Source organism: Lentzea sp. CA-135723, from assembly GCF_050936595.1.
Classification (GTDB): Bacteria; Actinomycetota; Actinomycetes; order Mycobacteriales; family Pseudonocardiaceae; genus Lentzea.
The window spans coordinates 3,121,453-3,143,711 of the sequence record NZ_JBNJMK010000001.1 but is presented as its reverse complement, the minus strand read 5'-3'; the positions used below and the strand labels follow the sequence as shown (position 1 = coordinate 3,143,711).

Genomic DNA, 22,259 nt, shown 5'->3' with positions numbered 1-22,259 from the left:
TGAGTCGAGGGTTAGCATGCCCGGCGGCGAGGGAGGGCGCTTTATGTCGTGGTGGCACCGGATCAGACGCATCATCTCCGGTGGAGGGCGGGAGTCGGCGAGTTTCGTCGCGGCGCTGCTGGGCGTGCTGGTGCTCGCGGGCGCCGCGCTCGGGCAGGGCATCTCCCGTACGTCGGTCGCGGTGTCGGACGGGCTCACCTGGCTGGGCGACGACCAGCGCGGTGAGGTCGTGCAGATCAACCCCGTTTCGGGCAGGCCGCAGACCCGGTTGCAGGTCAGCGGGCCCGACTCGCAGCTGGAGATCGCGCAGGAGGACGGCCGGCTGATCGTGCTGAACCGGCGCACCGGCGAGATCACCGTCGTCGACCTGGCCACCCTGCTCGCCTCGGGTCGCCGGCAGGCGCCGCCCGGTGCGACGAGCAAGGTGCTGGTGTCCAACGGGATGGTGTTCGTCGTCGACCGCGCGGCCGGCACCGTGCACACCGCCGACCCCCTGACGCTGGCCGACATCGGGCAGTCGTGGCAGGCCGGGCAGCCGCTCGCGGACGCCGTCGTGGACGAGCGCGGCGTGCTGTGGCTCGTCGACCACGGTGGCACGCTGCGGTCGCTCGACTGGTCGGACGGGGACGAGAAGTTCCAGGAGCGGTCGCAGCGGCAGGTCACCGGTGCCGGGCCGCGCACCGTGCTGGTGCCGCACGACCAGGGCGTCACGCTGATCGGGCTCGACGGCGGTGTCGTGGTGCGCGACGGCACGGGGGAGGACGTCGACTCGTCGACGGACCGCTCGGACGCCGAGGTGATCGCCGCCCAGTCCTCGCCGCTCGACCTGGTGCCCGCGTCGGTGCCGTCCTCCTCGGTGGTCGTTCTCGTCGTCGGGCGTGAGGTCTTACGTGTCGACGTCGGTGCTATGGGGTGTCCGAAACCGGGGCGTCCCGCGGTGTTCCGCGACAAGGTCTACGTGCCCTGCAAGGGATCCGGCAAGGTCATCGTGCTCGACCGGGGCGGCAGCCGCGGTGGTGACGACGTGCGGACGTCCGGCGGAGCAGACCCCGAGCTCGTGTTCGACGACGGCCGGTTGTTCGTGAACGTGCCGGGTTCCTCGACGGGTGTGCTGGTCGACCCGGACGGCGCGACGCGCTCGCTGATGATCCGCGACCCCGAGGTGCCGGTGAAGGACCCGGACCGCTCGCCGCCGCCGTCCGTGCCGCCGCCCCCGCCGCCGAACCCGAACGAGCCGCAGAAGCCGCCGCGCAACCCCGGCACCAACACCGGCCCGCCTCCCGAGACGGGTGGCTCCACGCCGCCGTCGGTGCCCTCGACGCCGCCTTCCGCCGGTTCGGCGGCACCCGGCGCGCCCGCGGGCGTGACGGTGCGGGAGAAGTCGCGCACCGCCTCGGCGCTGGTGGTGACGGTGAGCTGGAGCGCGCCGCAGTCGGCCGAGGCGATCGTCGGGTACACGGTCGCGGGTTCCGGTTCGTTCAGCGGTGGGTCGGTGTCGGCGCAGACGGCCGCGACCTCGGCCGACCTGTCGGTGCCCTGCACGGGATCGGCGTTCTGCTCCGGCGGGCGCCTGGACGTGACGGTGCGCGCCTCGACGGCGTCGACGGCCGGTGCCGCGGGCATGGGCGCGTTCACGGTGTCGCCGCCCGCGAACACCCCGCCGCCCAACACCCCGCCCCCGAACACGCCACCTCCCAACACGCCGCCGCCCAACACCCCGCCGCCGGTGACGACCACGACTCCTCCGCCGCCTCCTCCGCCCTCGTTGCCGTCGGCGGGTGCCGCGGTGATCACCAGCATCACCGGTGGTGTCCGCATGCCGACGCGCACGGTGAACATGGCACCGCCCGCGGACTGGGCCACGCACAACGGCCGGTGCGAGGTCGTGAACACCACGTGGGAGTACGCGGTCGGCATCCCGTGCAACGCGACGACCGCGCGGATCACGTTGGAAGAGGGGCCGAACAGGATCGTCGTGCGCGCCTACGCGGCTACGGGCGGCGGCCAGGTCGAGTCCGCGGGCCGCAACGCGAGCCTGATCCTGGACGAGTGCGGCGGCAAGCCGGGGTGCATCCCGAAGCTGGCCCCCGCCGGGGCGGGGACCGCGCCGATGGGCGTGGGCGGCCTGGGGTTGCTGGCGTGCGCGTTCCTGCTGCGCATCGGTGGTCGTCGTGGAGATGAGGACAAGTGATCGACACCGGTGAGGTTTCCGCCTTCCGCGACCTGCACACGCGGCTGGGTGACGCGGTCGAGGGCGCGGTGCGCGGCAAGCGGGACGTGGTCGACCTGGTGCTGGTGGCCATGTTCGCGGGCGGCCACGTGCTGCTCGAGGACGTGCCGGGCACGGGCAAGACGACGCTGGCGCGCGCCGTCGCGGGCGCGTTGGGCGGGGTGTCGCGGCGGGTCCAGTTCACGCCGGACCTGCTGCCGTCGGACGTGACGGGCACGTCGGTCTACGACCCGCAGACCGGGCAGATCCGGTTCCGGCCTGGCCCGGTGTTCGCGAACATCGTGCTGGCGGACGAGATCAACCGCGCGGCGGCGAAGACGCAGTCCGCGTTGCTGGAGGTCATGGAGGAGCGCACGGTCACGATCGACGGCATCGGGCACGCGGTGCCCGACCCGTTCCTCGTGGTGGCGACGCAGAACCCGATCGACCTCGACGGCACCTACCGCCTGCCGGAGGCGCAGCTCGACAGGTTCATGCTGCGCACCTCGATCGGCTACCCGTCGGTCGAGGACGAGCTGGACGTGCTGCGGCCGGGCAGCGGCGCGGGCCGGATCGCCGACGTGCACACGGTGTCGTCGCCGCGCGAGGTCAGCTCGTTCAGCGCGCGGCTCTCGCTGCTGCACGTGGCCGACCCGATCCTGCACTACATCTCCGCCCTGGGCACGGGCACGCGATCTGACGAGCGCTTGCGGCTGGGCACCTCGACCCGCGGCCTGCGGACCCTGGTGCGGTGCGCGCAGGTGTACGCGGCGTCGAAGGGCAGGCACTTCGTCGTCCCGCAGGACGTCCAGGACATCGCCGACCCCGTGCTGGCACACCGCCTGGTGCTCACGCGCGAGAGCGTGCTGTCGGGCGTGACGACGTCGGAGGTGCTGGCGGACGTGCTCTCACGCGTGCCGGTGCCCAAGCCCGCCGCCCAATGAGACTCACCCTGCGCGGCACCGGAACGGCGGTGCTGGGCCTGCTCATGCTCGGCATCGGCCTGTGGTGGCGCTACGCGGGCATGGCGGCGTTCGGCCTGGCGCTGACCGCACTGGTCGTCGCCTCGATCGTCTCCGTGCTCGTCGCCTCACCGCTGACGGTGACGCGCACGGTCCGCCCGCGCACCGTCCCCCGCCTGGCCCGCTGCACCGGCCGCCTGGAACTGGCGTCCTCGGGCCGCTGGCCGGTGGCCCTGGACGCGGTCGACCTGGTGGCGGGCACCGCGACCGACGTGGACGTGCCGCTGCTCAAGCCCGGCGTGGTGGAGGCGGTCGACTACACGATCCCGACCGAACGCCGGGGCGTGTTCGACGTGGGCCCGCTGACGTTGCGCCGCAAGGGCCTAGCCGGCCTGGCCCAGGCCCGCACAGTGCTGGGCGAGGTGGTCCAGGTGCGCGTCGTACCGCGCGTGCTCCCGGTGCGAGGCCTGCCCTCCGGCGCCCGCCGAGGCCAGGTGGGAGCCGACGAACGCGTGGAACGCGGCGGCACGGACCTGGTGGGCCTGCGCGAGTACGTGCCGGGCGACGACCTGCGCCGCCTGCACTGGGCGACGTCCGCGCGCACCGGCACGCTGATGATCCGCGAGGACGCCGACCCGGCGCGCCCGCACCTGGCCGTGCTGCTGGACGACAGCGACTCCTCCTACGCGGACCCGCAGCGCTTCGAGGAGGCCGTGGAGGTCGCCGCGTCGCTCGTCACCTCGGCGTTGGAACAGGGACACCCGGTACGGCTGCTGACCTCTTCCGGTGGGACGGACCTGGAGGAACAGCAGGACTCGGCGCCGATCCTGTCGGCACTCGCGGACCTGGAACTGCAGGACGTGGACGGCCGGCCGACGGTGCCGGTGCGAGACCTGGACGTGGTGGCGGTGATCAGCGGCCGCACCGTGCCGGCCTTGGTGCTGGAGGCGGGGCGGGCGGCGTTCGGGACCGTGCTGGTGGTGGACGAGAAGAAGCCGGTGAGCGCGGCGGGGTCGGTGCTGGTGATCAGCGGGGCCGGGGCCGAGGACCTGGTGGACTCGTGGAACGCGGTGGTGTCGCGATGAAGCGCGAGCGGGTGGGCGTGCTGGAACGCGGCGGTGCCGCAGCGAGGCGCGCGCAGGCAGAGGCGCAGGGCTGCGGTGAGGCCTGGGGGAGGGCTGCGGACCGTGGTGTGACGGTGCGGGTGGCCGGCCTCGGTGGCGTCGTACCGAAGCTCGCTCCTGCGCTGCACCGGTTCCGGCACCACGAAGCCGCCGATCGTCCCCTCGCTGACGCTGCCGGGCTCGCGTGTGCGGGCGTGGTGGAACGAGGTGGCGAGCGTTGAAGTTCGCGTGGGTCGCCGCCCTCCTCCTCGTCGGTTCCCTCCAGCTGGCCCAGGCCTGGGACGGCGCGTTCGTCTACTTCGGACTCGCCGCCTTCTCCGGGTTCCTGGCCCTGCTGCTCAAGAAGTTCGTGCCCGCCGGCCTCGCGGCACTGGCCGTCATGGTCCTGGCGATGACCGGCGGCTTCCTCATGGCCCGCGGCGCGTCGCCGGACCGCGACCCCACGTGGGTGCTGCTCGACACCGTGCCCCGCCTGCTCACCGCGGCCCGCCCGGCCCCGGCCACGCCGGAACTCCTCGTGCCCGGGCTGTTGCTGATCGTCGGCATCTCTACCGGCGCTGTGTTGTCGGTGACCAAGCGGGGCACGGCGTTGTTCGTGCCCGCGCTCGGGGCGGCGACGCTGTACGTGGCGGCCGCGCTGCTCACCACGGGCCGTGCGGACGGCTACGGGTTGGTGGCGTTGACGTTGGTCGTGGTGCTGGCGCTGGGCTGGCTCATCATCGACCGGCGCGGGCCCGTGGTGCCGCCCGCGGTGCTGGCGACAGCCCTGGCGGCGTTGACGTTGCTGGCGTTCGTGTTGCCCACCAACGGTTTTGAGCCGCGCAAGCTGGTGACGCCGCCGGTGACCGACCTCGCTCTGTCGAACCCCTTGCCGCAGCTGGCTTCCTGGGCGGCGCAGGGGGACACCGAGTTGTTCCGGATGCGCGGGCCCGAGGTGCCGGTGCGGCTGGTGACGCTGAGCCGGTACTCGGGGGCCTCGTGGGAGGCCGCGTCGACGTACGGGCCGCTCGGTGTCGTGGACCCGCCGGACCTGCCCACCGGCGGGAAGGTCCAGGACGCGAGTGTGGACCTGCGGATCACCGGGTTGCAGGGGGAGTGGCTGCCGGGGATCGGGAAGCCGCAGTCGGTGTCGTTGAGCGACGCCATGGTGGATCCCGACACCGGGTCGCTCGTCGTGGCGGACGGGCTGAAGACCGGGTTGAGCTACACGGTCCGCGGTGTGCTGGAGACGCCCGGCGACAACGACCTCGCCGAGGCGCAGGTGCCGGTGAACGTCACGAGGTACACGGCGTTGCCGCGGTTGCCCTTCACGTTGGCGGACTACGCGCGGCAGGCGACGCAGAACGCGCGCACGCCGTACGAGAAGGCTGTTGCGCTGGAGCAGGTGGTGCGGCTCAACCGCAGGCCGGACGCGGAGGCGCCGGTCGGGTCGTCGTACGCGCGGCTGGAGACGTTCCTGTTCGGTGAGCAGGGCGAGTCCGGGGCGGGCGCGGGGACGGCCGAGCAGTTCGCGTCGGCCTACGCGGTGCTCGCGCGGGCCGTCGGGCTGCCGACGCGGGTGGTGGTCGGGTTCCAGCCGGTGCCCGAGCAGAACGGCGAACGGATCGTGCGCGCCGCGGACGCCACCGCGTGGCCGGAGGTGTACTTCAGCGGGTGGGGCTGGGTGGCGTTCGATCCCGTGTCCGGCAACGGAAGCGGGCCGAGCGCCGCGTCGAAGCGCGAGGTGCTGAACCGGCTCGCGTCCACCACCGCGAAGCCCACGCCGACCTCGCTCGCCTCGGTGCCGCCGCTGGTGCAGCCGAGCGCCGTGCAGGGGGACGCCGTGGCGGCGCCGGCAGCGCCGAAGTCGTTCCCCCTCTGGGTGTTCACGCCGGTCGTGCTGCTGATCGTCCTGTACGCGGCCCGCACGTCACGGCGGCTCCGGCTGCGCGCGGCCGGGCCCGTGGGAGCGTGGAACGAGGTGCTCGACGCGTTGCAGCTCGCCGGGCTGCGGCCGAAACCCAGCCGCACCGTCCCGGACGTCGGGCGCGAATGGGGCGAAGCGGGTGCACGGCTCGCGGTCGCGGTCGACCAGGCCGCGTTCGCACCGCAACCCGCGCACGACGAGAACAGCTGGAAGCTCGCCCGGACCGTGAAAAAAGCGGTGCGGCGCAAGGCTTCCTGGTGGCGCAGGCTGGTGTGGTCCGTCGACCCGCGACCGTTGTTCCGCCGCTAACGCACGACCTGCGCCGGAATGCAGTTCCTGCCGGTGACCTTGAGCAACGCCTCGCACAACGCCGGCGCGGTGTCCGAGGGGAACGGGCCGATCCAGATGAACTGGGTGAAGCGCGTGTCCTCGGGCACGATCACCGGGCACACGTCGTCGCGTCTGCTCAGCTGCGCGGTCTGCCCGCGCAGCGCCGGGTTCGCGCCCTCCCGGTACTGCACCCACAACGTCTCGTAGTCGAGCAGCACGCGGACGTCCGACTCGCGCATCGCGCCTTCCAGCGAGTGCAGGACGAGGACGGACGAACCGGGATCGCACGGCATGTCCGTGTATTCGAGCTGATCGGGCACAGCGGGTGACGTCGGTGTGGCACCGGTGTTCTCGGTGGACTCCGGCCGGAGGTTGCCACCGATCAGCACACCGATCCCGATGCCGACGACGAGCGGAACCGCCGCCAGCAGAACGAGTGTGCGGCGCTTTCGTCCACGAGCGAACATCGGTGGGCCGGCATAACGAGCGCTTTGCACCGGGGGACCGTACGCCAGTTCGTGCACCCGCAACAACATCGGGGCCACAACGTTCAGTTCTTGTTGGCGCAGACCTTTGCCGAGCTGCCGCGCTCCCCGCTGTAGCCGAACGCCGCGATCTGGAAACACCGCCGGTCACCGCCGCCGTCCTCGACGACGAACTTCGTGCCACCACCGGTCACGCGCGCGAGAGCGTTCCCCTGCTCGCCCGTCACGTCGATCACCACGAACTCGGCCTGGCCGTCGCTGGGATCGCTCCACTCCAGTTCGATCGCCCTGCCCTGGTATTCCGCGCGCTTGAGCACCGGCACGAACCGCGGATCGGTGTTCGGTGCCGGCCCCAGGTCGGCGGAGTCCGACGTCGGCACCGGCACAGTCGTGGTCACGGGGACTTGCGCCTGCCGGTCGTCGCCGCGGTTGAGGAAGATCCCCGCGGCGAGCCCGCCCGTCACCGCCACCACGGCCAGCAACGCGAGCACCGCACCGCGCTTGCTCTTGCGGACAGGGCCTGTCATCGGTTCGACAGGCAGGTCCGCGGGAGGCGGTGGCAGGTCCGGCAGCAGCACCTGGGGCAGCTGCGGCACCTGGCGCGGCTGCGGCGGAGGCGGCGGCACGAGATCGGTCTGCCGGTAGGTCAGGTCCTCCAGCCGGCCGCGCCACGAGTCGTCGGGCTCCACGACGGGTTCCGGTTCGCGTTCCGGTTCCGGCCGGAAGCCGCGCGGGCCGAAACCGGGCGCCTCCGTCGGGCCCTCGGGGTAGAAGTCCGAGCGCTCGCCCAGCATCGCCGTCGCGTCGGGGTCCACAGAGGACAGCGCGGTGCCGGAGTTCGCCGCCAGCAACGCGTCCCGCAGCTCCAGCGCCGAGGAGTACCGTTCGGCGCGGTCCTTGCGCAGGCAGCGGTTGATCACGGCGCCCAGCCACGCCGGCACGTCGAACCGGGTCAGCGCACGGGGTTCGCCGCCGCTCACACGCCCCACGTAGGAGAGCAGCGTGTCCTCGTCCGGGTTGTCCGAGGCGAACGGCGGCTTGCCCTCCAGCAACGTGAACAGCGTCGAGCCGAGCGACCACAGGTCGTCCGCGAACGACGGCGTGGCGCCCTCGATCATCTGCGGTGCCGCGTGCCGGTAGCTGACCATCTGCAACGACGCGGAATGCCCCGCGTCCGCGCCGCGCGCGATGCCGAAATCGGCCAGCACGTAGGAAGTCGGCAGGACCAGGACGTTCTGCGGCTTCACGTCCCGGTGCAGGATGCCCTGGCCGTGCGCGAACGCCAGCGCGTCCGCCACCGCGATGCCCGCCGCCACCACGTCGGCGACCGGCAACGGCCCCATGGCGCGCAACCGGTCGTGCAGCGACCCGCGCTCGTAGAACTCCATGACGATGCACGGGCGGCCGTCCGGCAGCGTGCCGGTGTCGAGCACCGTGACGATGTGCGGGTGCTGGCGGCCGAGTTCTACGGTGATGGCGAGCTCGCGGCGGAACCGCGCGACCGTGGCCGGGTCCGTCACCTGGAGGACCTTGACCGCGACGTCGCGGCCGAGGCCGTCCTGCCGCGCCCGGTAGATCGTGCCCTCGCCGCCCTGTGCGATCACGCGGAAGGCGCTGTAGCCGGGCAACGCGATCCCGGGCGCCGTCGCGGCGCCCGGAGCGGGGGCCCAGGCCATCAGATCGTCTTCCACCAGCGGATCCTAACCCGGAGCGATGAGGTCACCGCCCGACGTTCGGCAGGATCGGCTCGAAGGTTCAGTCCGTGCGGACCTTCACCTGGAACCCCAGCGCCTGCAGCATTCCGGTGAGCATCACGCGCGTGTTGTCCTCGGCGCGCTTGCGCAGCTCGGACTTGTCCGCCGCCTCCGCGAGCTTCTGCTCGGCCGCGACGTAGAACCGTTGCAGGTCAGGAGGTCCCGCCAACGCCTGGAAGTCGTCGATGAGGCCGCGTTCCTGGCTGTAGACGTACGAACGGTCGTTGTGCAGGTTCGGTTTGTCCAGTTGCGCCTTCGGCAGCCGCAGTTCCACGGTCTTGCCGTCGGGAGAGACGACCAGCCCGTCGTCGGCGAGCGTGCCGAAGTCGACGTACGCGTTGACCGACCCGGCCGCGACGAACAGCGTGCGCTGGCCCGCGAGCGCTGCCGGCACCCACTTCACGTCGTCCTCGATGTCGAGCACGATCTGGAACTCGCCCGCCGCCGCGTGGTACTGGCTCAGGTCCCGGACGGACTTGAGCATCGCCGGTTGGCTGCGGTCTACGGATTCGTTGCCGAAAGGAGTCATTGGACCGAAGGCGAAGACCGCCGCGCCGAGGAGAATCACCACGGCTGCGACCAGAGCTCCACGCGTCACCCAGCGCCTGTACACCGCCTTGGTGTACCCGTGAGGTAATGCGCACACACGGTCCGTATGGGCTAATCGACCCGAGCGGAATCAGTTCCGTCTCCACGTGGTTGGCTTGGACGAGACGAAAGCGATTGATCCAGGAGGCGTGCGGTGGACCCGGAGAACCTGTACGAGGTGGACTCGGAGGTGCCGGACCTGACGGGTGCGGTGCTGCTGCACCACTTCGAGGGCTTCATGGACGCCGGCGCCGCGGGCCGCCTGCTGACCGAGCACCTGCTGGAGACGCTGGAGAGCCGTGTCGTCGCCCGGTTCGACGTGGACGGCCTGATCGACTACCGCTCGCGCCGCCCGCTGATGACCTACGCGACCGACCACTGGGAGGACTACGCCGCCCCCGAACTGGTCGTGCACCTGCTCTGGGACAGCGCCGGGCACCCGTTCCTGCTGCTCACCGGCCCCGAGCCGGACCGCAGCTGGGAGGCGTTCGTCGAGGCCGTGAAGTCGCTGATCGACCGCTGGGGCGTGCGTCTGACCGTGGGTTACCACGGCATCCCGATGGGCGTGCCGCACACACGGCCGTTGAACGTCATCGGCCATGCCACGCGCCCCGAGCTCGTGTCGGAGTACCAGCCGTTCTTCAACCGCGTCCAGGTCCCCGGCAACGTGTCCGGCCTGCTGGAGTTCCGCCTGGGCCAGGCGGGCCACGACGCGATGGGCTTCGCCGCGCAGGTGCCGCACTACCTCGCGCAGTCGCAGTACCCGACCGCCGCCGTGACGCTGCTCGACGCCGTGGCGCGGGCGTCCGGCCTCGCCCTGCCGATCGGCTCGCTGATCGACGCGGCGCAGGCGGCCGACGCCGAGATCCACCGGCAGGTGGCGGAGTCGGAGGAGGTCGCACAGGTCGTGGAAGCGCTCGAGCGGCAGTACGACGCGTTCATCCAGACTGTGGGCAACACCGACCTCCCCAGCGCGGACGAACTGGGGGCCGAGTTCGAACGGTTCCTCGCCGAGCAGCAGCGTCCGCCGGACCACCTGTAGGAGCTTCCGCCATGGCCACCTGGGACGACGTGCGCAGGATCGCCACCTCCATGCCCGACGTCACCGAACGGGTGCGCGAGGGCGTCGTCGACTGGCGGGTCAAGGAGAAGCTCTTCGTCTGGGAACGGCCGTTGCGCAAGACCGACTTGACTGCTTTGGGTACTTCGGCGCCCTCCGGCCCGATTCTGGCGGCTCGGGTCCCGGATCTGGGGGCCAAGGAGGCGCTGCTGGCCTCCGACCACTCCGTGTACTTCACGACGCCGCACTTCCAGGGCTATCCGGCGATCTTGGTGCGTTTGGAGCACATCGAGGTCGGGGAGCTGGAAGAGTTGATCGTGGAAGCTTGGCACGCACGGGCGCGGAGGCGTTAGGTGTTGTTCTTCTGCTGTCACCGGGATCGACCTGGTTCGATGCCGTTGCGCGAGAAGCTGGTCGAGGCGCACTGGTCGTACATGGACGGGTTCGAGCTCATCGCGCGCGGGCCCACGTTCACCGACGGTGAGCTCACCGGCAGCGTGCACGTCGTCGAGGTGCCGGACGCGGCCGCCGCGCGGGCGTTCGCGTTCGAGGAGCCCGTCTACCAGGCCGGTGGCTTTCGCGACGTGCTGGTGCGGCGGTGGCGCAACGTCCTCGGGCGCACGATGTGGGACTCGCCCGGTGGCGCCGGGCACCTGGTGATCGGGTTCGGGTCCGGCGAGGCCGTCGACCTCGAGCCCGCCCGGTCCGAGGGCCTGGTCGCGTACGGGCCCTTGCTGTCGGACGACGGCGTGGAGTGGCTCGGGACGGCGGCGCTGGTGCGGTCGGCCGATCCGGCGTCGGTGCTGAGCGTGGACCGGTACGACGCCGTCGAGGTGCACGAGTGGGAGCCCGGCGGGCGGCGCTAGAGCTCCGCGGTGGTGATCACCTTGCCGTAGCGCGGGTAGAGGGTGCCGACGAGGAACTCGTGCGTGGCCGGGTCCGGGTCGGCGCAGGCGTCGGACAGCACGGTGATGGCGTAGTCGCGGTCCATCGCCTCCCGTGCCGTGCTGAGGACGACGCCGCTCGTGCTGATGCCCGCGAGCACCAGCGAGGTGACGCCACGGTTCGTGAGCTGCTTGTCGAGGTCGGTGGTGGTGAACGAGCCGATGCGCGTCTTGCGCACCACGATGTCGTCCGGTTGCTGGGTGAGCTTCTCGTGGAACTGGGTGGCCTCGGCGTCGGCGTGCATCGAGGCACGGACGACGGAGCCGGCCATGCGGGCCATCACGCTCGTGGACGGGATGGCGTCGAACTCGTCGTCGGTGAACCCCACGCGCACCCAGCCGACGTGGCCGCCGTCCGCGCGGACCTTCTCGATGGCGGCGGAGACGTTGCCCAGCAACGCTTCCGCGCCCGGGATGCGGCCGACGAGGCCGTTCTGGAAGTCCATGACGAGCAGTGCGGTGGTCATCGGGTTCCTTTCAGGGAACGGTCGAACACGTTGATCAGCAGGTAGAGCACGCCCGCGACGACGAGGAGCGCCGCGAGCTCGTGCAGGCCGCCGGTGTCGGCGCGTTCGCCGAACACGAGGCCCTGCACGGTGGACGAGACGATGGCGCCGAGGTAGCCGAACGTGCGCAGCAGACCGGCGGCCGCGCCCACGTCGGCGGGATCCGCCTGGCGGTACACGGAGTTCTGCAGCGCGAGGCTGTTGAGGCCCTGCGGCACGCCGGTGACCACCACGACCAGCAGAAGTATCCACAGTGGACTGGACGGACCCAGTGCGAACAGCAGGGCGCAGGCGGCGATCTGCGCGAACGACGACACGACCAGCTTGCCGCGCACGGCTTCGCTGCGGCCGGTGAGCGCCGAGACGAGGATGCCCACGCCGAACATCGGCAGCATCACCAGCCCCGCCTGGCCCGCGGTGAGGCCCCGGCCCGCCTCCAGCCACTGCGTGAAGCCGTAGACGAAGCTGTACGACACGAGGTACGCGAGCAGCGCGCGACCGTAGGTGACGAGCAACGGCCGGTTCAGGCCGCTGAGGTCCAGCAGCGGTTTCCGCTCGGACGGCGCGGGCCGGGAACGCGGGAAGTACCGCCACCCCAGTGCGAACGCGGCCAGGGCGAGCGGGACGTTGATCGCCAGGGTGCTGCGCCAGCCGCCGAAGTCGACCAGCAGGCCGCCGAGCGGCGGGCCGATCACGGACACGGTCTGGGTGGAGATCGCGAGGATCGTCAGGATGCCGCCGGGGCTGTCCTCGCCGGTGCGGTCGGCCTCGTCGCGCAGCAGGCGCATCGCGGCCGGATAACCGGCACACGTGCCGATGCCCAGCAACACACGCGCGACGACGAGCACGGTCAGGTTCGGCGCCAGTGCTCCCAGCACGCCGGCGATGCCCACCAGCGCGGTGGCGGGCAGGAACAGCCTGCGCGGGCCGTAGGTGTCGATCAGGCGCCCCGCCACGGGCTGGCCGATGGCGGTGGCGACGTACAACGACGTGATCAGCCACGCGGTCGCGGACGGCGGCTCGCCGAACGACGCGCCGATCGGCACCAGCGCGACGGACAGGATCGTGGTGTTGATCGGGTTCAGCACGGCGCCCGCGACCAGCGGCGTGATCAGCCGCCGGTCGAAGCCGGTCGCCGCGGTCATTCCTCCACCACGCGTTCCAGCAGCGTCAGCGCCTCGGCGATCACCTGCCGCTCGGGCTCGCTCAGCCGCTGCGACAACGCGTCGGTGAGCCACTCGATCCGGGTGGCGCGGGCGCCCTGGGCGGCGGCGCGGCCGTCGTCGGTGAGGGTGATGAGCTGACGGCGGCCGTCGGACGGGTCGGCGGCGCGCCGGATGAGGCCCTGCTCGTGCAGCGCGACCAGCGTCTTGGCCATGGACTGCGGCTTCACGCGTTCGGCACCGGCGAGCTGACTGGCGGTCGACGGCTCGTCCAGCAGCAACAGCCTGGCCAGCGCCGACGCCTGCGGTGCGCTCAGGTCCTGCACCGACGACTCGTCCTGCAGGCGGCGCCGCAACCGTCCGACGAGCACGCGCAGTCGTTGGTTGAGGGCGGCGGGTTCGGTCACGATAGACAGCCTAGACTGAACAGTCTGGGCTGTCGATTCAGTAGCTCACGAACCGGTAGTGCAGCCCGCTGCTCGACTCCAGCCACTCGCCGACGCTCACCGGTTCGCGGTCCACGGCGGGTGCGTAGGTGTCGCCCTCGACGGTCTCGCGGATCTCGGTCACCTCGACCCGGTCGGCGAACGGCAACGCCGCCGCGTAGACCGCCGACCCGCCGATCACCCACACGTCACCGGTGACGTCCGCGAGCGCCTTCTCCAAGCTGTCGAACGTCTCCGCGCCTTCCTGGGGAGTCCGCGACAGCACCAGGTTGCGGCGGCCGGGCAACGGGCGGAACCGCGGCGGCAGCGACTCCCAGGTCAGCCGTCCCATCAGGACGGCCGCACCGGCCGTGGTCTCCCGGAAGTGCTTCATGTCCTCGGGGATGTGCCACGGGATGGCGTTGTCGCGGCCGATCACCCCGTTCGCGGCCTGCGCCCAGATCAGCCCGATCACACCGCCACCGGCGCCTTGATGCCGGGGTGCGGGTCGTAGCCCTCGATCGTGAAGTCCTCGTAGGCGTAGTCGAAGAGCGAGGGCGCGTCAGCCACCTGGAGCGTCGGGAACTCCCGCGCGTCGCGGCTGAGCTGCAGCTCGACCTGGTCCAGGTGGTTGTCGTAGATGTGGCAGTCGCCGCCGGTCCAGACGAAGTCGCCGACGCCGAGGCCGGTCTGCGCGGCGATCATGTGCGTCAGCAGCGCGTAGGAGGCGATGTTGAAGGGCACGCCGAGGAACAGGTCCGCGCTGCGCTGGTAGAGCTGGCAGGACAGCTTGCCGTCGGCGACGTAGAACTGGAAGAACGCGTGGCACGGCGGCAACGCCATGTTCGCGATCTCGCCGACGTTCCAGGCGGAGACGATGATCCGGCGCGAGTCCGGGTTCGTCTTCAACGTCTTCAGCACTTCGGCGATCTGGTCGACGTGCCCGCCATCGGGCGTGGGCCACGAACGCCACTGCACGCCGTAGACCGGGCCGAGCTCACCCTCCGGCGACGCCCACTCGTCCCAGATGGACACACCGTGCTCCTGCAACCACTTCACGTTCGAGTCGCCGCGCAGGAACCACAGCAGTTCGTACGCGATCGACTTGAAGTGCACCTTCTTGGTCGTGATCAGCGGGAAGCCGGCGGCCAAGGGGTAGCGCAGCTGGTGGCCGAAGATCGACCGCGTGCCGGTGCCGGTGCGGTCCTCCTTGCGCACGCCCTCCTTCAGGACGTGGCGGAGCAGGTCTTCGTACTGCGTGTCGGGCATGCCCGCACCCTAGCTCCAGCGGTTGAAGGACGTCAGCTTCGACACCTCGCGTCGTTTGGCTATGGAGAACTTCTCGGCGGGGTGCCCGAGCGGCACCATCGCGGCGATCTCCCACCTGTCCGGCACGCCGAGCAGGTCCAGCGTCTCGGCGTGGTGGACCCTGATCACCGTGGTCAGCGTCGTGCCGAGGCCCAGCGCGCGGGCGGCCAGGCAGAAGTTCTGGACGGCCGGGTAGACCGACGCGTGCACCGGCCCGATGTCGACGCCCTCCACCAGCGACGGCAGGCGCGGCATGAGGAAGAACACGATGACCGGCACGGACGCGAGGGTGTCCGCGAGGTGGTTCGCCGACGCGTTGATCCGCAGGCCCGCGGCGTCGGTGCGTTCCGGTGCGATCTCGGTGTACCTGGTGAACGCGCTGCGGTAGAGCCTGCCGACCGCCGTGCGCACGTCCGGGTCGGTGACGACGAGGTAGCGGGTGGGCTGGACGTTGCCGCCCGACGGCGCCTGCTGGGCGGCGCGCAGGCACGTCCAGACGTCGTCGTCGGACACGGGCTCGGCGGTGAACCGGCGGATCGCCCGCGTGGTCATGATCGCTTCGAGGGCGTCCATCAGAACCTCGTCATGTCGGGGCTGAGGCCGAGCTTGAGCATCGAGTAGGTCTCCAGCATCCGCCGTGACACCACCGTGTGTTGTGCGGCCACGTTCACGTCGCGCAGGCACCGTTGCAACGCCGACGACTCGAACACCGAGCTGCCGCCGCCCGCCGCGAACGCCCGTTGCGTCACGTCGACCGCCTCGCCCGTGACGAACGAGCAGGCCAGCCGCAGCCGTGCCTTCACCTGATCGGGTGCGGGGGAGCCCTGCAGAGCGGAGTCCCAGGCGGCGCTCAGCGTCTCGTGCAGGAACGCCGTCGCGGCCGACAGCCTGGCCTCCATCGTCGCGAGCTCGATCTGCACGCCGGTCTGCTCGGCGAGGCGGGAGGTCGCGTACTGCGGGACCTTCGCGACGGCCAGCGCCTCGATCTCGTCGATCGCGCGGCGGGCCACGCCCAGGCACACCGAGGCGACGCCCACGGCGAGGAAGCTGAAGTACGGGAAGACGGTGACCGGGCCCTCGATGCCCGGGGTGATGCCGATCGGCCACACAGCGCGGTTCGGTGGCAGGAGAGCGTTCTCGACGGAGAACTCGTGCGAGCTCGTTGCGCGCAGGCCGGCGGCGTGCCAGGTGTCGTGGATCGTGACGTCTGTACGCGGGTACACGGCCAGACGCGGGCCAACGGGCGTGAGCGTGCCACCGATGACCCACTCCGAATACGCGACGGCGCTGCCCCAACCCCATCGGCCCGTGACGCGGTAACCGCCGTCTGCCTCGATCGCCTTGCCGAGCGGCGCGGCGGTGCCCGCGATCAACGAGCGCGGGTCGCCGAACACCTCGTCGGCGGCGTCGGCCGGCAGGTACCAGGCGAGCGACGACGAGATGGTGGTCGTCATCGCGGTCCAGCCCGTGGAGGCGTCCGAACGCGACAGCTCCTGGACGATCCGGCTCCACTCGGGCAGGCCTGTCTCGGCGCCGGCGTAGCGCTTCGGGGCGATCAGGCGGTGCACGCCGTGGTCGACGAGCGCGGTCAGCACCGGGTCGGTGAGGGCGCGCTGCTGCTCGGCCGTGGCCGCCTCGGCGCGGATCAGGGCGTGGAGATCCATGCGCGCGATCTTGCCGCTGGTGCTACAGCTTGGCGAGCGCCTCAACGAGTGGCTTCAGCTCGGGCACGTCGCCCGCCTCCGCCAGCGACTCGGTCAGCACCTCGTCGTGCGTCGGGCGGGCGTCGGCGAGCAGCGCGTGGCCCTTCTCGGTGACCTCCGTGTAGATGCCGCGCCGGTCGGTGGGGCAGAGGTAGCGCGAGAGCAGACCGCGGTCCTCGAGTCGCGTGACCAGCCGCGTTGTGGCTGACTGGCTGAGCACGACGGCGTTCGACAGCTGGTTCATCCGAAGGTGGAAGCCGTCCTGGCGGTTGAGGACGTCCAGAACGGTGTACTCGCTGACGGAGAGCTCGTGGGCCTTCTGCAGCGCGCGTTCGAGGCGGTCCTCGATGCGGGCGTGCAGCGCCGCGAGTGTGCGCCAGCCCTGTGCACGCGCCTGGACGGCGTCGTCGTCCAGTGACATAGGTCAACCCTTCTCGAATAGACAGCGTGTGCAACTATTGCGTACGCTCGTAATCGTCTTCAACAAGTCTACCGGGGAGAGACATGGATCTGTCGGGACGCACGGCACTTGTGACGGGCTCCACCGCCGGCATCGGTTTCGCGGCGGCGGAAGGCCTGCTCAAGGCGGGTGCCGCGGTCGTCGTCACGGGCCGCAGCGAGGAGACCGTGGCCGAGGCCGTCGGCAAGCTCAGCGGACACGGTGACGTGCGCGGTGTCGCGACGGACCTCGCGACCGCCGCCGGTGCCGCGGCGCTGGTCGAGCAGGTGCCGGACGTCGACGTGCTCGTCAACAACCTGGGCATCTACGGCGCGCAGCCGGTCTTCGAGATCGACGACGCCGAGTGGCAGCGCTACTTCGACACCAACATCATGTCCGGCGTCCGCCTGGCCAGGCACTACACGCCCCGCATGGTCGAGCGCGGCTGGGGCCGGGTGATCTTCGTCAGCAGCGAGTCCGGCGTCTTCACGCCCACCGAGATGGTCCACTACGGCATGACGAAGACCGCGCAGATCGCGATCTCGCGCGGCATGGCCCAGGAGGTCAAGGGCACCGGCGTCACCGTGAACTCGGTGCTGCCCGGCCCGACCCTGACGCCGGGCGTCGAGGAGTTCATCCGCGACCGCGTCGGCGACGGCGGCGAGGCGGAGTTCGTCCGCACCGAACGCCCCACGTTGCTGCTGGGCCGCCTGATCCGCCCCCACGAGGTCGCGAACCTCATCACCTACGTCGCGTCGGACCTGTCGTCCGCGACGACCGGAGCCGCGTTGCGCGTCGACGGCGGCACCGCACCGACGCTGATTCCGTGACAACCGTAAGGATTTCGCTTTGAACACCGTGAAGCTCAACAACGGCGTCACCATGCCCCAGCTCGGCTTCGGCGTCTGGCAGGTGCCCGACGCGGAGGCCACCCCGGCCGTCGCGGAGGCGCTGAAGGCCGGCTACCGCAGCATCGACACGGCCGCCGCCTACGGCAACGAGGCGGGCACCGGCGCGGCCATCGCGCAGTCCGGTGTGGACCGTGACGACGTCTTCGTCACCACCAAGCTGTGGAACGACGACCACGGCTACGACAGCACCCTGCGCGCGTTCGACGCGTCGATGTCCAAGCTGGGCCTCGACGTCCTCGACCTGTACCTGATCCACTGGCCGACCCCGGCCCGCGGCCTGTACGTCGACACCTGGAAGGCGTTCGTCGAACTCCAGAAGGAGGGCCGAGTCCGCGCGATCGGCGTCTCCAACTTCCAGCCCGCGCACCTGCAGAAGCTGATCGACGAGACCGGCGTCGCCCCGGCCGTCAACCAGGTCGAGCTGCACCCGTACTTCCAGCAGGCCGAGGTGCGCGCGTTCAACGCGCAGCACGGCATCCAGACCGAGGCCTGGTCCCCGCTCGGCCAGGGCGGCGACCTGCTGACCGACCCGGTCGTGCAGAAGATCGCGCTGGCACACGGCAAGTCGGCCGCGCAGGTCGTGCTGCGCTGGCACCTGCAGGTCGGCAACGTCGTGATCCCGAAGTCCGTGACGCCGTCGCGGATCCAGGAGAACATCGACGTGTTCGACTTCGAGCTGCCGGACGCCGAGGTGGAGGCGATCGCGGCGCTGGACAGGGGCGGCCGCATCGGCCCGAACCCGGACGAGCTCAACTAGCCCGGTAGTCCGCCGGCTCGTGTCACACGTCGTGACGCGGGCCGGCGGACTCGTACGACGGTGCGATGTCCAACGAGCAGGACTACGACATCGAGGTGCCTGTGGAACTGCTTCACCCGCACGTCGCGCATCTGAAATCCGATGATCACACGCCTGAACCGATGCCGAAGGTCGTTCCGCGAGGCTTCAGCGTGTACGCGGAGCTCCAGTCAGTGTTCGACCACCTCGCTGACCAGTTCAGGGAAGCAGCGCCTCGACATCGTGAAAGGCACCAGACCTCACGACGGGCAACTGGTGTTCAGTCCGGCCGGTAGGGGGAGCGGCTCTCCTGGAAGCATGATCGCTACAGCGAGGCCGTTCTTCGACAGACTCTGGGCCAGGATCATCCATTGCCTCGAACAGGCCTGAGAAACACGAAGCCCCGGCCCGCATCTCCGCGGTCCGGGGCTTCGCCGGCAACGAGCCGAAAGCACCGCGGCCGTCGAACCCCCGGTTCGACGGCCACCGCGCTCACGCCCGCATGACTGTGGCGATCGGGATCCGCGCCGCCCGGATCGCCGGGATCAACCCACCCAGCACGCCCGCGACCAGGCCCGCGATCACCCCGGCAACGCCCGCCTCCCAGGGAAAGGTCGTCCCCTCCAGCGACGGGAAGCGGCTGCCGAACATCAGCAGCGCCACGTGCAGCCCGGCCACGCCCGTGCCGATCGCCAGCCCGGCGGTCAGCAGGCCGGTCAGCAACGTCTCGGCGAGCACGATGCCCGCCAGCAGCATCCGGGACATGCCGACGGCGCGGCGCAGTGCGAACTCCTCGACGCGTTCGCCGACCGTGGCGAGGCCTACGTTGAGGATGCCGGCGACGCCGATCAGCAGCACCATGAAGGCCATGCCGAGGAAGATCAGGCGCATGATCCTCAGCTCGGACTCCATGTTCTCCTTCGACTTCACGACCTGGAAGTGCAGCTGCTCCTGCGGCACACCCGCGGCCACGATCTTCGACTTCAGCAGCTGCTGGAGGTCCTCGGTGCCGGGCTTGAGGTAGAGCTCGAGGCTCGTGCCGCCGCCGCGGAACTTGTCCGTCTCGCTGGGTTCGACGCTGGACGGCATCCAGGTGCGGAGCTCGTCGAGGCGCATGTAGGCGCGCGGCTGGCTGTAGCCGTCGGTGACGACGCCGAGGATCTGCGGCGTCATGTGGTGGGTGGCGCCGTCGATCATCATCTCGCCCGGCACGCGGTACTGGTTGAGGCCCTTGGCGGCCTCCTCGTTCAGCACGATCCGCGGGGCCAGGGAGGGTGTCGTGCCGAACTCGAGCCAGCTGCCGGAGACCGGGCGGAACGGCTTGAACGGGCGGATGTCGCCGGTCAGGGCCACCAGGCCCACCTCGATGGCCTGGCCGTCCGGCTTCTTCTCCTGCTGCTTCTGCTCGGTGCAGGTGCCGTTGACGTCGCAGTAGACCATCGGGCCGCCGTAGTCGCCGCCGCGGCCCGCGTACTCGAACGGCATGCCGCCCTCGTTGACCGGACGGACGCCCGGCTCGCCGATGACGGCCCGCGAGCTGATCATCGCGACGCCGTCGGTGCGGCCCTTCAGGGTCGACTCGACGATGCCCGGCGCGCCCTTCTCGCCGGGGACGTAGCCCATGATCGTGCCGTCTTTGCCCGCCTGGAGCTCGATGTTGGTGAGCATCGCGCGTTCGGCGATCTCGGAGCCCGCCTGCACCGCCACGACCGCGAGGACGCCGAGGAACAGCGACACCATCGACAGGAACGTGCGCAGCTTGCGGGCGCGGATGCCCTGTCCGCCGATGACCACGGCGGACCGGAACTTGCCGGAAAGCATCAGTTGAACCGCCCGTCGCGCAGCTCCATCACGCGGCCCATCTTGGCGGCGTGGTCGTGGTCGTGCGTGACCAGCACGAGGCCGCAGCCCTGCCTGGTCGTGTTGAGCAGCACCTCGACGACGAGGTTGCCGGTCTCGGTGTCGAGCGCGCCCGTGGGCTCGTCGGCGAGGATGATGCGCGGCTGCCGCACGAGCGCGCGGGCGATCGCGACGCGCTGCTGCTCACCGCCGGAAAGCCTGCTGGGCTTGGACTTCGACAGGTGCGCGATGCCGACCTGCTCCAGCGCCTCCATCACCTGCTTCTTGCGCTTGCTCCGCGACGACCAGCCCTGGCCGTTCACCAGCGCCATCGCCACGTTCTGCGCCGCGGTGAGGTGCTTGAGCAGGAAGAAGCGCTGGAACACGAACCCGAACTCCGCGCTGCGCAACGCCGCGGCCCTGCGTTCGGCGAGCTTCGTGATGTCGTTGCCGTGCAGGAGGTACTGGCCCTCGTCGGCCTTGTCGAACAGGCCGATCAACGACAGCAGCGTCGACTTGCCGGAGCCGGAACGGCCGAGGATCGCGACGCTCTGCCCCGCGTGCACGGTGAAGTCCACACCGGACAGGATCGTGCGCGGTTCCCCTTGGCCCTTCAGGACTTTCGTGATCCCGGTGAGCTGCAGCAGCGGCGCCTGGGCCGGCTGCACCCGCACGGTCGGTTGGTCGAAGGACTGCGTCATCACGGTCCCGTCGGCTTGCTCTGGTCGCCGCCCTGCTGCTGGCCCTCCGGCAGGTTCGGACCCGGCACCGCCAGCTCCTCGTCCCCGGTCAGGCCCGACTTGATCTCGATGACCTTGCCGTCGGTCAGGCCCAGCGTCACGTCCGTGGTGCGGCGCGAGCCGTCCTGCGCGATCACGTCGACCTTGCCCTTGCCCTGCTGACCCGCCACGGCCTCGACCGGCACGACCAGCGCCTGCGCCGACTTGCCCGTGGTGACCTCGATCGACGCGCTGGCACCGTTGATCATCTGCACGTCCGCCGGCGCCGTGCACACGATCCGCAGCCCCGTCGAGGAGCTCGGCTGCTGCTGAGGTTGTTGCGGCTGCTGGGGTTGCTGCGGCTGGTCCTTCTTCTCGCCGTCCTTGTTGTCCGGCGTCACCGGCGGCTTCTCCGGGATCGTGCCGGACGGCAGCGCGGCGATCGTGCCGAGCACCGTGCACGGGAACGGACCGGGGCCGTTCTTGATCTGCGCCGTCACGTCGGTCAGCGCCCCGTTGATCTTGTACGCCTGCTGCCCGTCGATGTCGCCGACGAGCGCGTACCCCACGTGCTTGGCCGACGCGATCGGCATGCCCGCCTTCACGGTCGCCTTGTCGTCCACCAGCCTGCCGCTGAACGTCGACCCCGGCGGGGCCTCGACGTAGTTCGGCGTCTGGCCCTTCCACACCGTCGCGACCCGGATCGGCCTGGTCGGCGTGCCGTTGGGCGCCGGGACGTCGAAGTACCTGACCTCGCCCTCGACCGGCGCGACGAGCCCGAACGTCGGGTTCATCTCGACCTTGCCCGCGATGCTGAGCTTCGTCGTCAGGTCCTGCTTGGCCGGCTTGACCTTGGTCATCTGCGTGCCGCGCGGCGCCAGCTCCGGATTGGCCTGGTCCGGACCTGACGGACTGCACGCGGCCACGCCCACCGTGACCAGCGCGCACAGCGGCGCGAGAAGAATTTTGCGCACGAATGTCCCCCATGTCGTTTCGGCCAACCTACCGATAAGGACACCCGATGACGCCGGGAGGTTGCATCGGACTTTCGGCCGATGTCGCATCGACCTGGTGGTCATGGGTTTTCCGCGCGGGACCACCCGTGAATG

General features: G+C 70.7%; 24 protein-coding genes. 10 read left to right on the top strand and 14 right to left on the bottom strand.

Going from position 1 to position 22,259, the window contains the following annotated elements:
• The first annotated feature begins 43 nt into the window (after positions 1–43).
• Genes ACQEU1_RS13440 through ACQEU1_RS13420 form a run of 5 tightly spaced genes read left to right on the top strand, consistent with a single transcriptional unit; the run spans position 44 to position 6,510 of the window.
• A complete protein-coding gene (locus ACQEU1_RS13440) occupies positions 44–2,191 on the top strand; it encodes a hypothetical protein (protein WP_433200175.1) in 2,148 nt (715 codons plus the stop codon).
• Positions 2,188–3,153: an AAA family ATPase gene (locus ACQEU1_RS13435; RefSeq protein ID WP_433200172.1), complete on the top strand. Its 966-nt coding sequence runs from the start codon at positions 2,188–2,190 to the stop codon at positions 3,151–3,153. Before ACQEU1_RS13440 ends, ACQEU1_RS13435 begins: the two co-directional genes overlap by 4 nt.
• Positions 3,150–4,256, top strand: coding sequence for a DUF58 domain-containing protein (locus ACQEU1_RS13430; protein WP_433200169.1), 1,107 nt, complete (start codon positions 3,150–3,152; stop codon positions 4,254–4,256). Before ACQEU1_RS13435 ends, ACQEU1_RS13430 begins: the two co-directional genes overlap by 4 nt.
• Positions 4,253–4,516: a hypothetical protein gene (locus ACQEU1_RS13425; RefSeq protein WP_433200166.1), complete on the top strand. Its 264-nt coding sequence runs from the start codon at positions 4,253–4,255 to the stop codon at positions 4,514–4,516. Before ACQEU1_RS13430 ends, ACQEU1_RS13425 begins: the two co-directional genes overlap by 4 nt.
• The gene (locus tag ACQEU1_RS13420) at positions 4,513–6,510 is read left to right on the top strand and encodes a transglutaminase domain-containing protein (protein WP_433200163.1); all 1,998 of its coding nucleotides are present in this window, start codon (positions 4,513–4,515) and stop codon (positions 6,508–6,510) included. The genes ACQEU1_RS13425 and ACQEU1_RS13420 overlap by 4 nt, the downstream gene beginning before the upstream one ends.
• On the opposite strand, the gene ACQEU1_RS13415 is transcribed toward ACQEU1_RS13420, so the two are convergent.
• The 3 genes from ACQEU1_RS13415 to ACQEU1_RS13405 all read right to left on the bottom strand — a co-directional run bounded on the left by ACQEU1_RS13415 (position 6,507) and on the right by ACQEU1_RS13405 (position 9,254).
• Positions 6,507–6,998 carry a hypothetical protein gene (locus ACQEU1_RS13415; RefSeq protein WP_433200160.1) on the bottom strand — a complete coding sequence of 164 codons (492 nt, stop codon included), beginning with the start codon at positions 6,996–6,998 and terminating at the stop codon, positions 6,507–6,509. The two genes, ACQEU1_RS13420 and ACQEU1_RS13415, sit on opposite strands and share 4 nt — an antisense overlap.
• An 83-nt stretch (positions 6,999–7,081) precedes the next feature.
• Positions 7,082–8,707 (bottom strand): serine/threonine-protein kinase, encoded by a 1,626-nt coding sequence (locus ACQEU1_RS13410; RefSeq protein ID WP_433200157.1) that lies wholly within the window; start codon positions 8,705–8,707, stop codon positions 7,082–7,084.
• A gap of 64 nt (positions 8,708–8,771) precedes the next feature.
• Positions 8,772–9,254, bottom strand: coding sequence for a DUF4230 domain-containing protein (locus tag ACQEU1_RS13405; protein WP_433200154.1), 483 nt, complete (start codon positions 9,252–9,254; stop codon positions 8,772–8,774).
• A gap of 258 nt (positions 9,255–9,512) precedes the next feature.
• Between ACQEU1_RS13405 and ACQEU1_RS13400 the strand changes: the two genes are divergently transcribed.
• From ACQEU1_RS13400 to ACQEU1_RS13390, 3 genes are read left to right on the top strand one after another with little or no spacing between them, the layout of a single operon-like run.
• Positions 9,513–10,400 (top strand): proteasome assembly chaperone family protein, encoded by an 888-nt coding sequence (locus tag ACQEU1_RS13400; protein WP_382443345.1) that lies wholly within the window; start codon positions 9,513–9,515, stop codon positions 10,398–10,400.
• Between the two features lie 11 nt (positions 10,401–10,411).
• The gene (locus tag ACQEU1_RS13395; protein WP_433200151.1) at positions 10,412–10,771 is read left to right on the top strand and encodes an MmcQ/YjbR family DNA-binding protein; all 360 of its coding nucleotides are present in this window, start codon (positions 10,412–10,414) and stop codon (positions 10,769–10,771) included.
• The gene (locus tag ACQEU1_RS13390) at positions 10,772–11,284 is read left to right on the top strand and encodes a YciI family protein (protein ID WP_433200148.1); all 513 of its coding nucleotides are present in this window, start codon (positions 10,772–10,774) and stop codon (positions 11,282–11,284) included.
• Here ACQEU1_RS13390 and ACQEU1_RS13385 read toward each other — a convergent pair.
• From ACQEU1_RS13385 to ACQEU1_RS13350, 8 genes are read right to left on the bottom strand one after another with little or no spacing between them, the layout of a single operon-like run.
• The gene (locus ACQEU1_RS13385) at positions 11,281–11,829 is read right to left on the bottom strand and encodes a cysteine hydrolase family protein (protein ID WP_433200145.1); all 549 of its coding nucleotides are present in this window, start codon (positions 11,827–11,829) and stop codon (positions 11,281–11,283) included. The two genes, ACQEU1_RS13390 and ACQEU1_RS13385, sit on opposite strands and share 4 nt — an antisense overlap.
• Positions 11,826–13,013 (bottom strand): MFS transporter, encoded by a 1,188-nt coding sequence (locus ACQEU1_RS13380; protein WP_433200142.1) that lies wholly within the window; start codon positions 13,011–13,013, stop codon positions 11,826–11,828. The genes ACQEU1_RS13385 and ACQEU1_RS13380 overlap by 4 nt, the downstream gene beginning before the upstream one ends.
• The gene (locus ACQEU1_RS13375; RefSeq protein ID WP_433200139.1) at positions 13,010–13,438 is read right to left on the bottom strand and encodes a MarR family winged helix-turn-helix transcriptional regulator; all 429 of its coding nucleotides are present in this window, start codon (positions 13,436–13,438) and stop codon (positions 13,010–13,012) included. Before ACQEU1_RS13375 ends, ACQEU1_RS13380 begins: the two co-directional genes overlap by 4 nt.
• A gap of 37 nt (positions 13,439–13,475) precedes the next feature.
• Complete coding sequence (locus ACQEU1_RS13370) at positions 13,476–13,931, bottom strand: dihydrofolate reductase (protein ID WP_433200136.1); 456 nt, start codon at positions 13,929–13,931, stop codon at positions 13,476–13,478.
• The gene (locus tag ACQEU1_RS13365; protein ID WP_433200133.1) at positions 13,928–14,725 is read right to left on the bottom strand and encodes a thymidylate synthase; all 798 of its coding nucleotides are present in this window, start codon (positions 14,723–14,725) and stop codon (positions 13,928–13,930) included. The genes ACQEU1_RS13370 and ACQEU1_RS13365 overlap by 4 nt, the downstream gene beginning before the upstream one ends.
• 9 nt (positions 14,726–14,734) lie before the next feature.
• Positions 14,735–15,337, bottom strand: coding sequence for a nitroreductase family protein (locus ACQEU1_RS13360; protein ID WP_433200130.1), 603 nt, complete (start codon positions 15,335–15,337; stop codon positions 14,735–14,737).
• Positions 15,337–16,428, bottom strand: coding sequence for an acyl-CoA dehydrogenase family protein (locus ACQEU1_RS13355; protein WP_433200127.1), 1,092 nt, complete (start codon positions 16,426–16,428; stop codon positions 15,337–15,339). Before ACQEU1_RS13355 ends, ACQEU1_RS13360 begins: the two co-directional genes overlap by 1 nt.
• Before the next feature lie 22 nt (positions 16,429–16,450).
• Positions 16,451–16,888: a MarR family winged helix-turn-helix transcriptional regulator gene (locus tag ACQEU1_RS13350; RefSeq protein WP_433200124.1), complete on the bottom strand. Its 438-nt coding sequence runs from the start codon at positions 16,886–16,888 to the stop codon at positions 16,451–16,453.
• Positions 16,889–16,971: 83 nt separating this feature from the next.
• On the opposite strand from ACQEU1_RS13350, the gene ACQEU1_RS13345 reads away from it, so the two are divergent.
• Together ACQEU1_RS13345 and ACQEU1_RS13340 are read left to right on the top strand one after the other, a co-directional pair.
• A complete protein-coding gene (locus ACQEU1_RS13345) occupies positions 16,972–17,736 on the top strand; it encodes an SDR family NAD(P)-dependent oxidoreductase (RefSeq protein WP_433200121.1) in 765 nt (254 codons plus the stop codon).
• 52 nt (positions 17,737–17,788) lie between these two features.
• A complete protein-coding gene (locus tag ACQEU1_RS13340) occupies positions 17,789–18,574 on the top strand; it encodes an aldo/keto reductase (RefSeq protein ID WP_433211479.1) in 786 nt (261 codons plus the stop codon).
• 510 nt (positions 18,575–19,084) lie between these two features.
• On the opposite strand, the gene ACQEU1_RS13335 is transcribed toward ACQEU1_RS13340, so the two are convergent.
• The 3 genes from ACQEU1_RS13335 to ACQEU1_RS13325 are packed head-to-tail and all read right to left on the bottom strand — an operon-like array spanning position 19,085 to position 22,124.
• Positions 19,085–20,413: an ABC transporter permease gene (locus ACQEU1_RS13335; RefSeq protein ID WP_433200118.1), complete on the bottom strand. Its 1,329-nt coding sequence runs from the start codon at positions 20,411–20,413 to the stop codon at positions 19,085–19,087.
• Complete coding sequence (locus tag ACQEU1_RS13330) at positions 20,413–21,132, bottom strand: ABC transporter ATP-binding protein (RefSeq protein WP_433200115.1); 720 nt, start codon at positions 21,130–21,132, stop codon at positions 20,413–20,415. The genes ACQEU1_RS13335 and ACQEU1_RS13330 overlap by 1 nt, the downstream gene beginning before the upstream one ends.
• Entirely contained in the window at positions 21,132–22,124 is a 993-nt protein-coding gene (locus tag ACQEU1_RS13325) for an efflux RND transporter periplasmic adaptor subunit (protein WP_433200112.1), read from the bottom strand. The genes ACQEU1_RS13330 and ACQEU1_RS13325 overlap by 1 nt, the downstream gene beginning before the upstream one ends.
• Between the last annotated feature and the right edge of the window lie 135 nt (positions 22,125–22,259).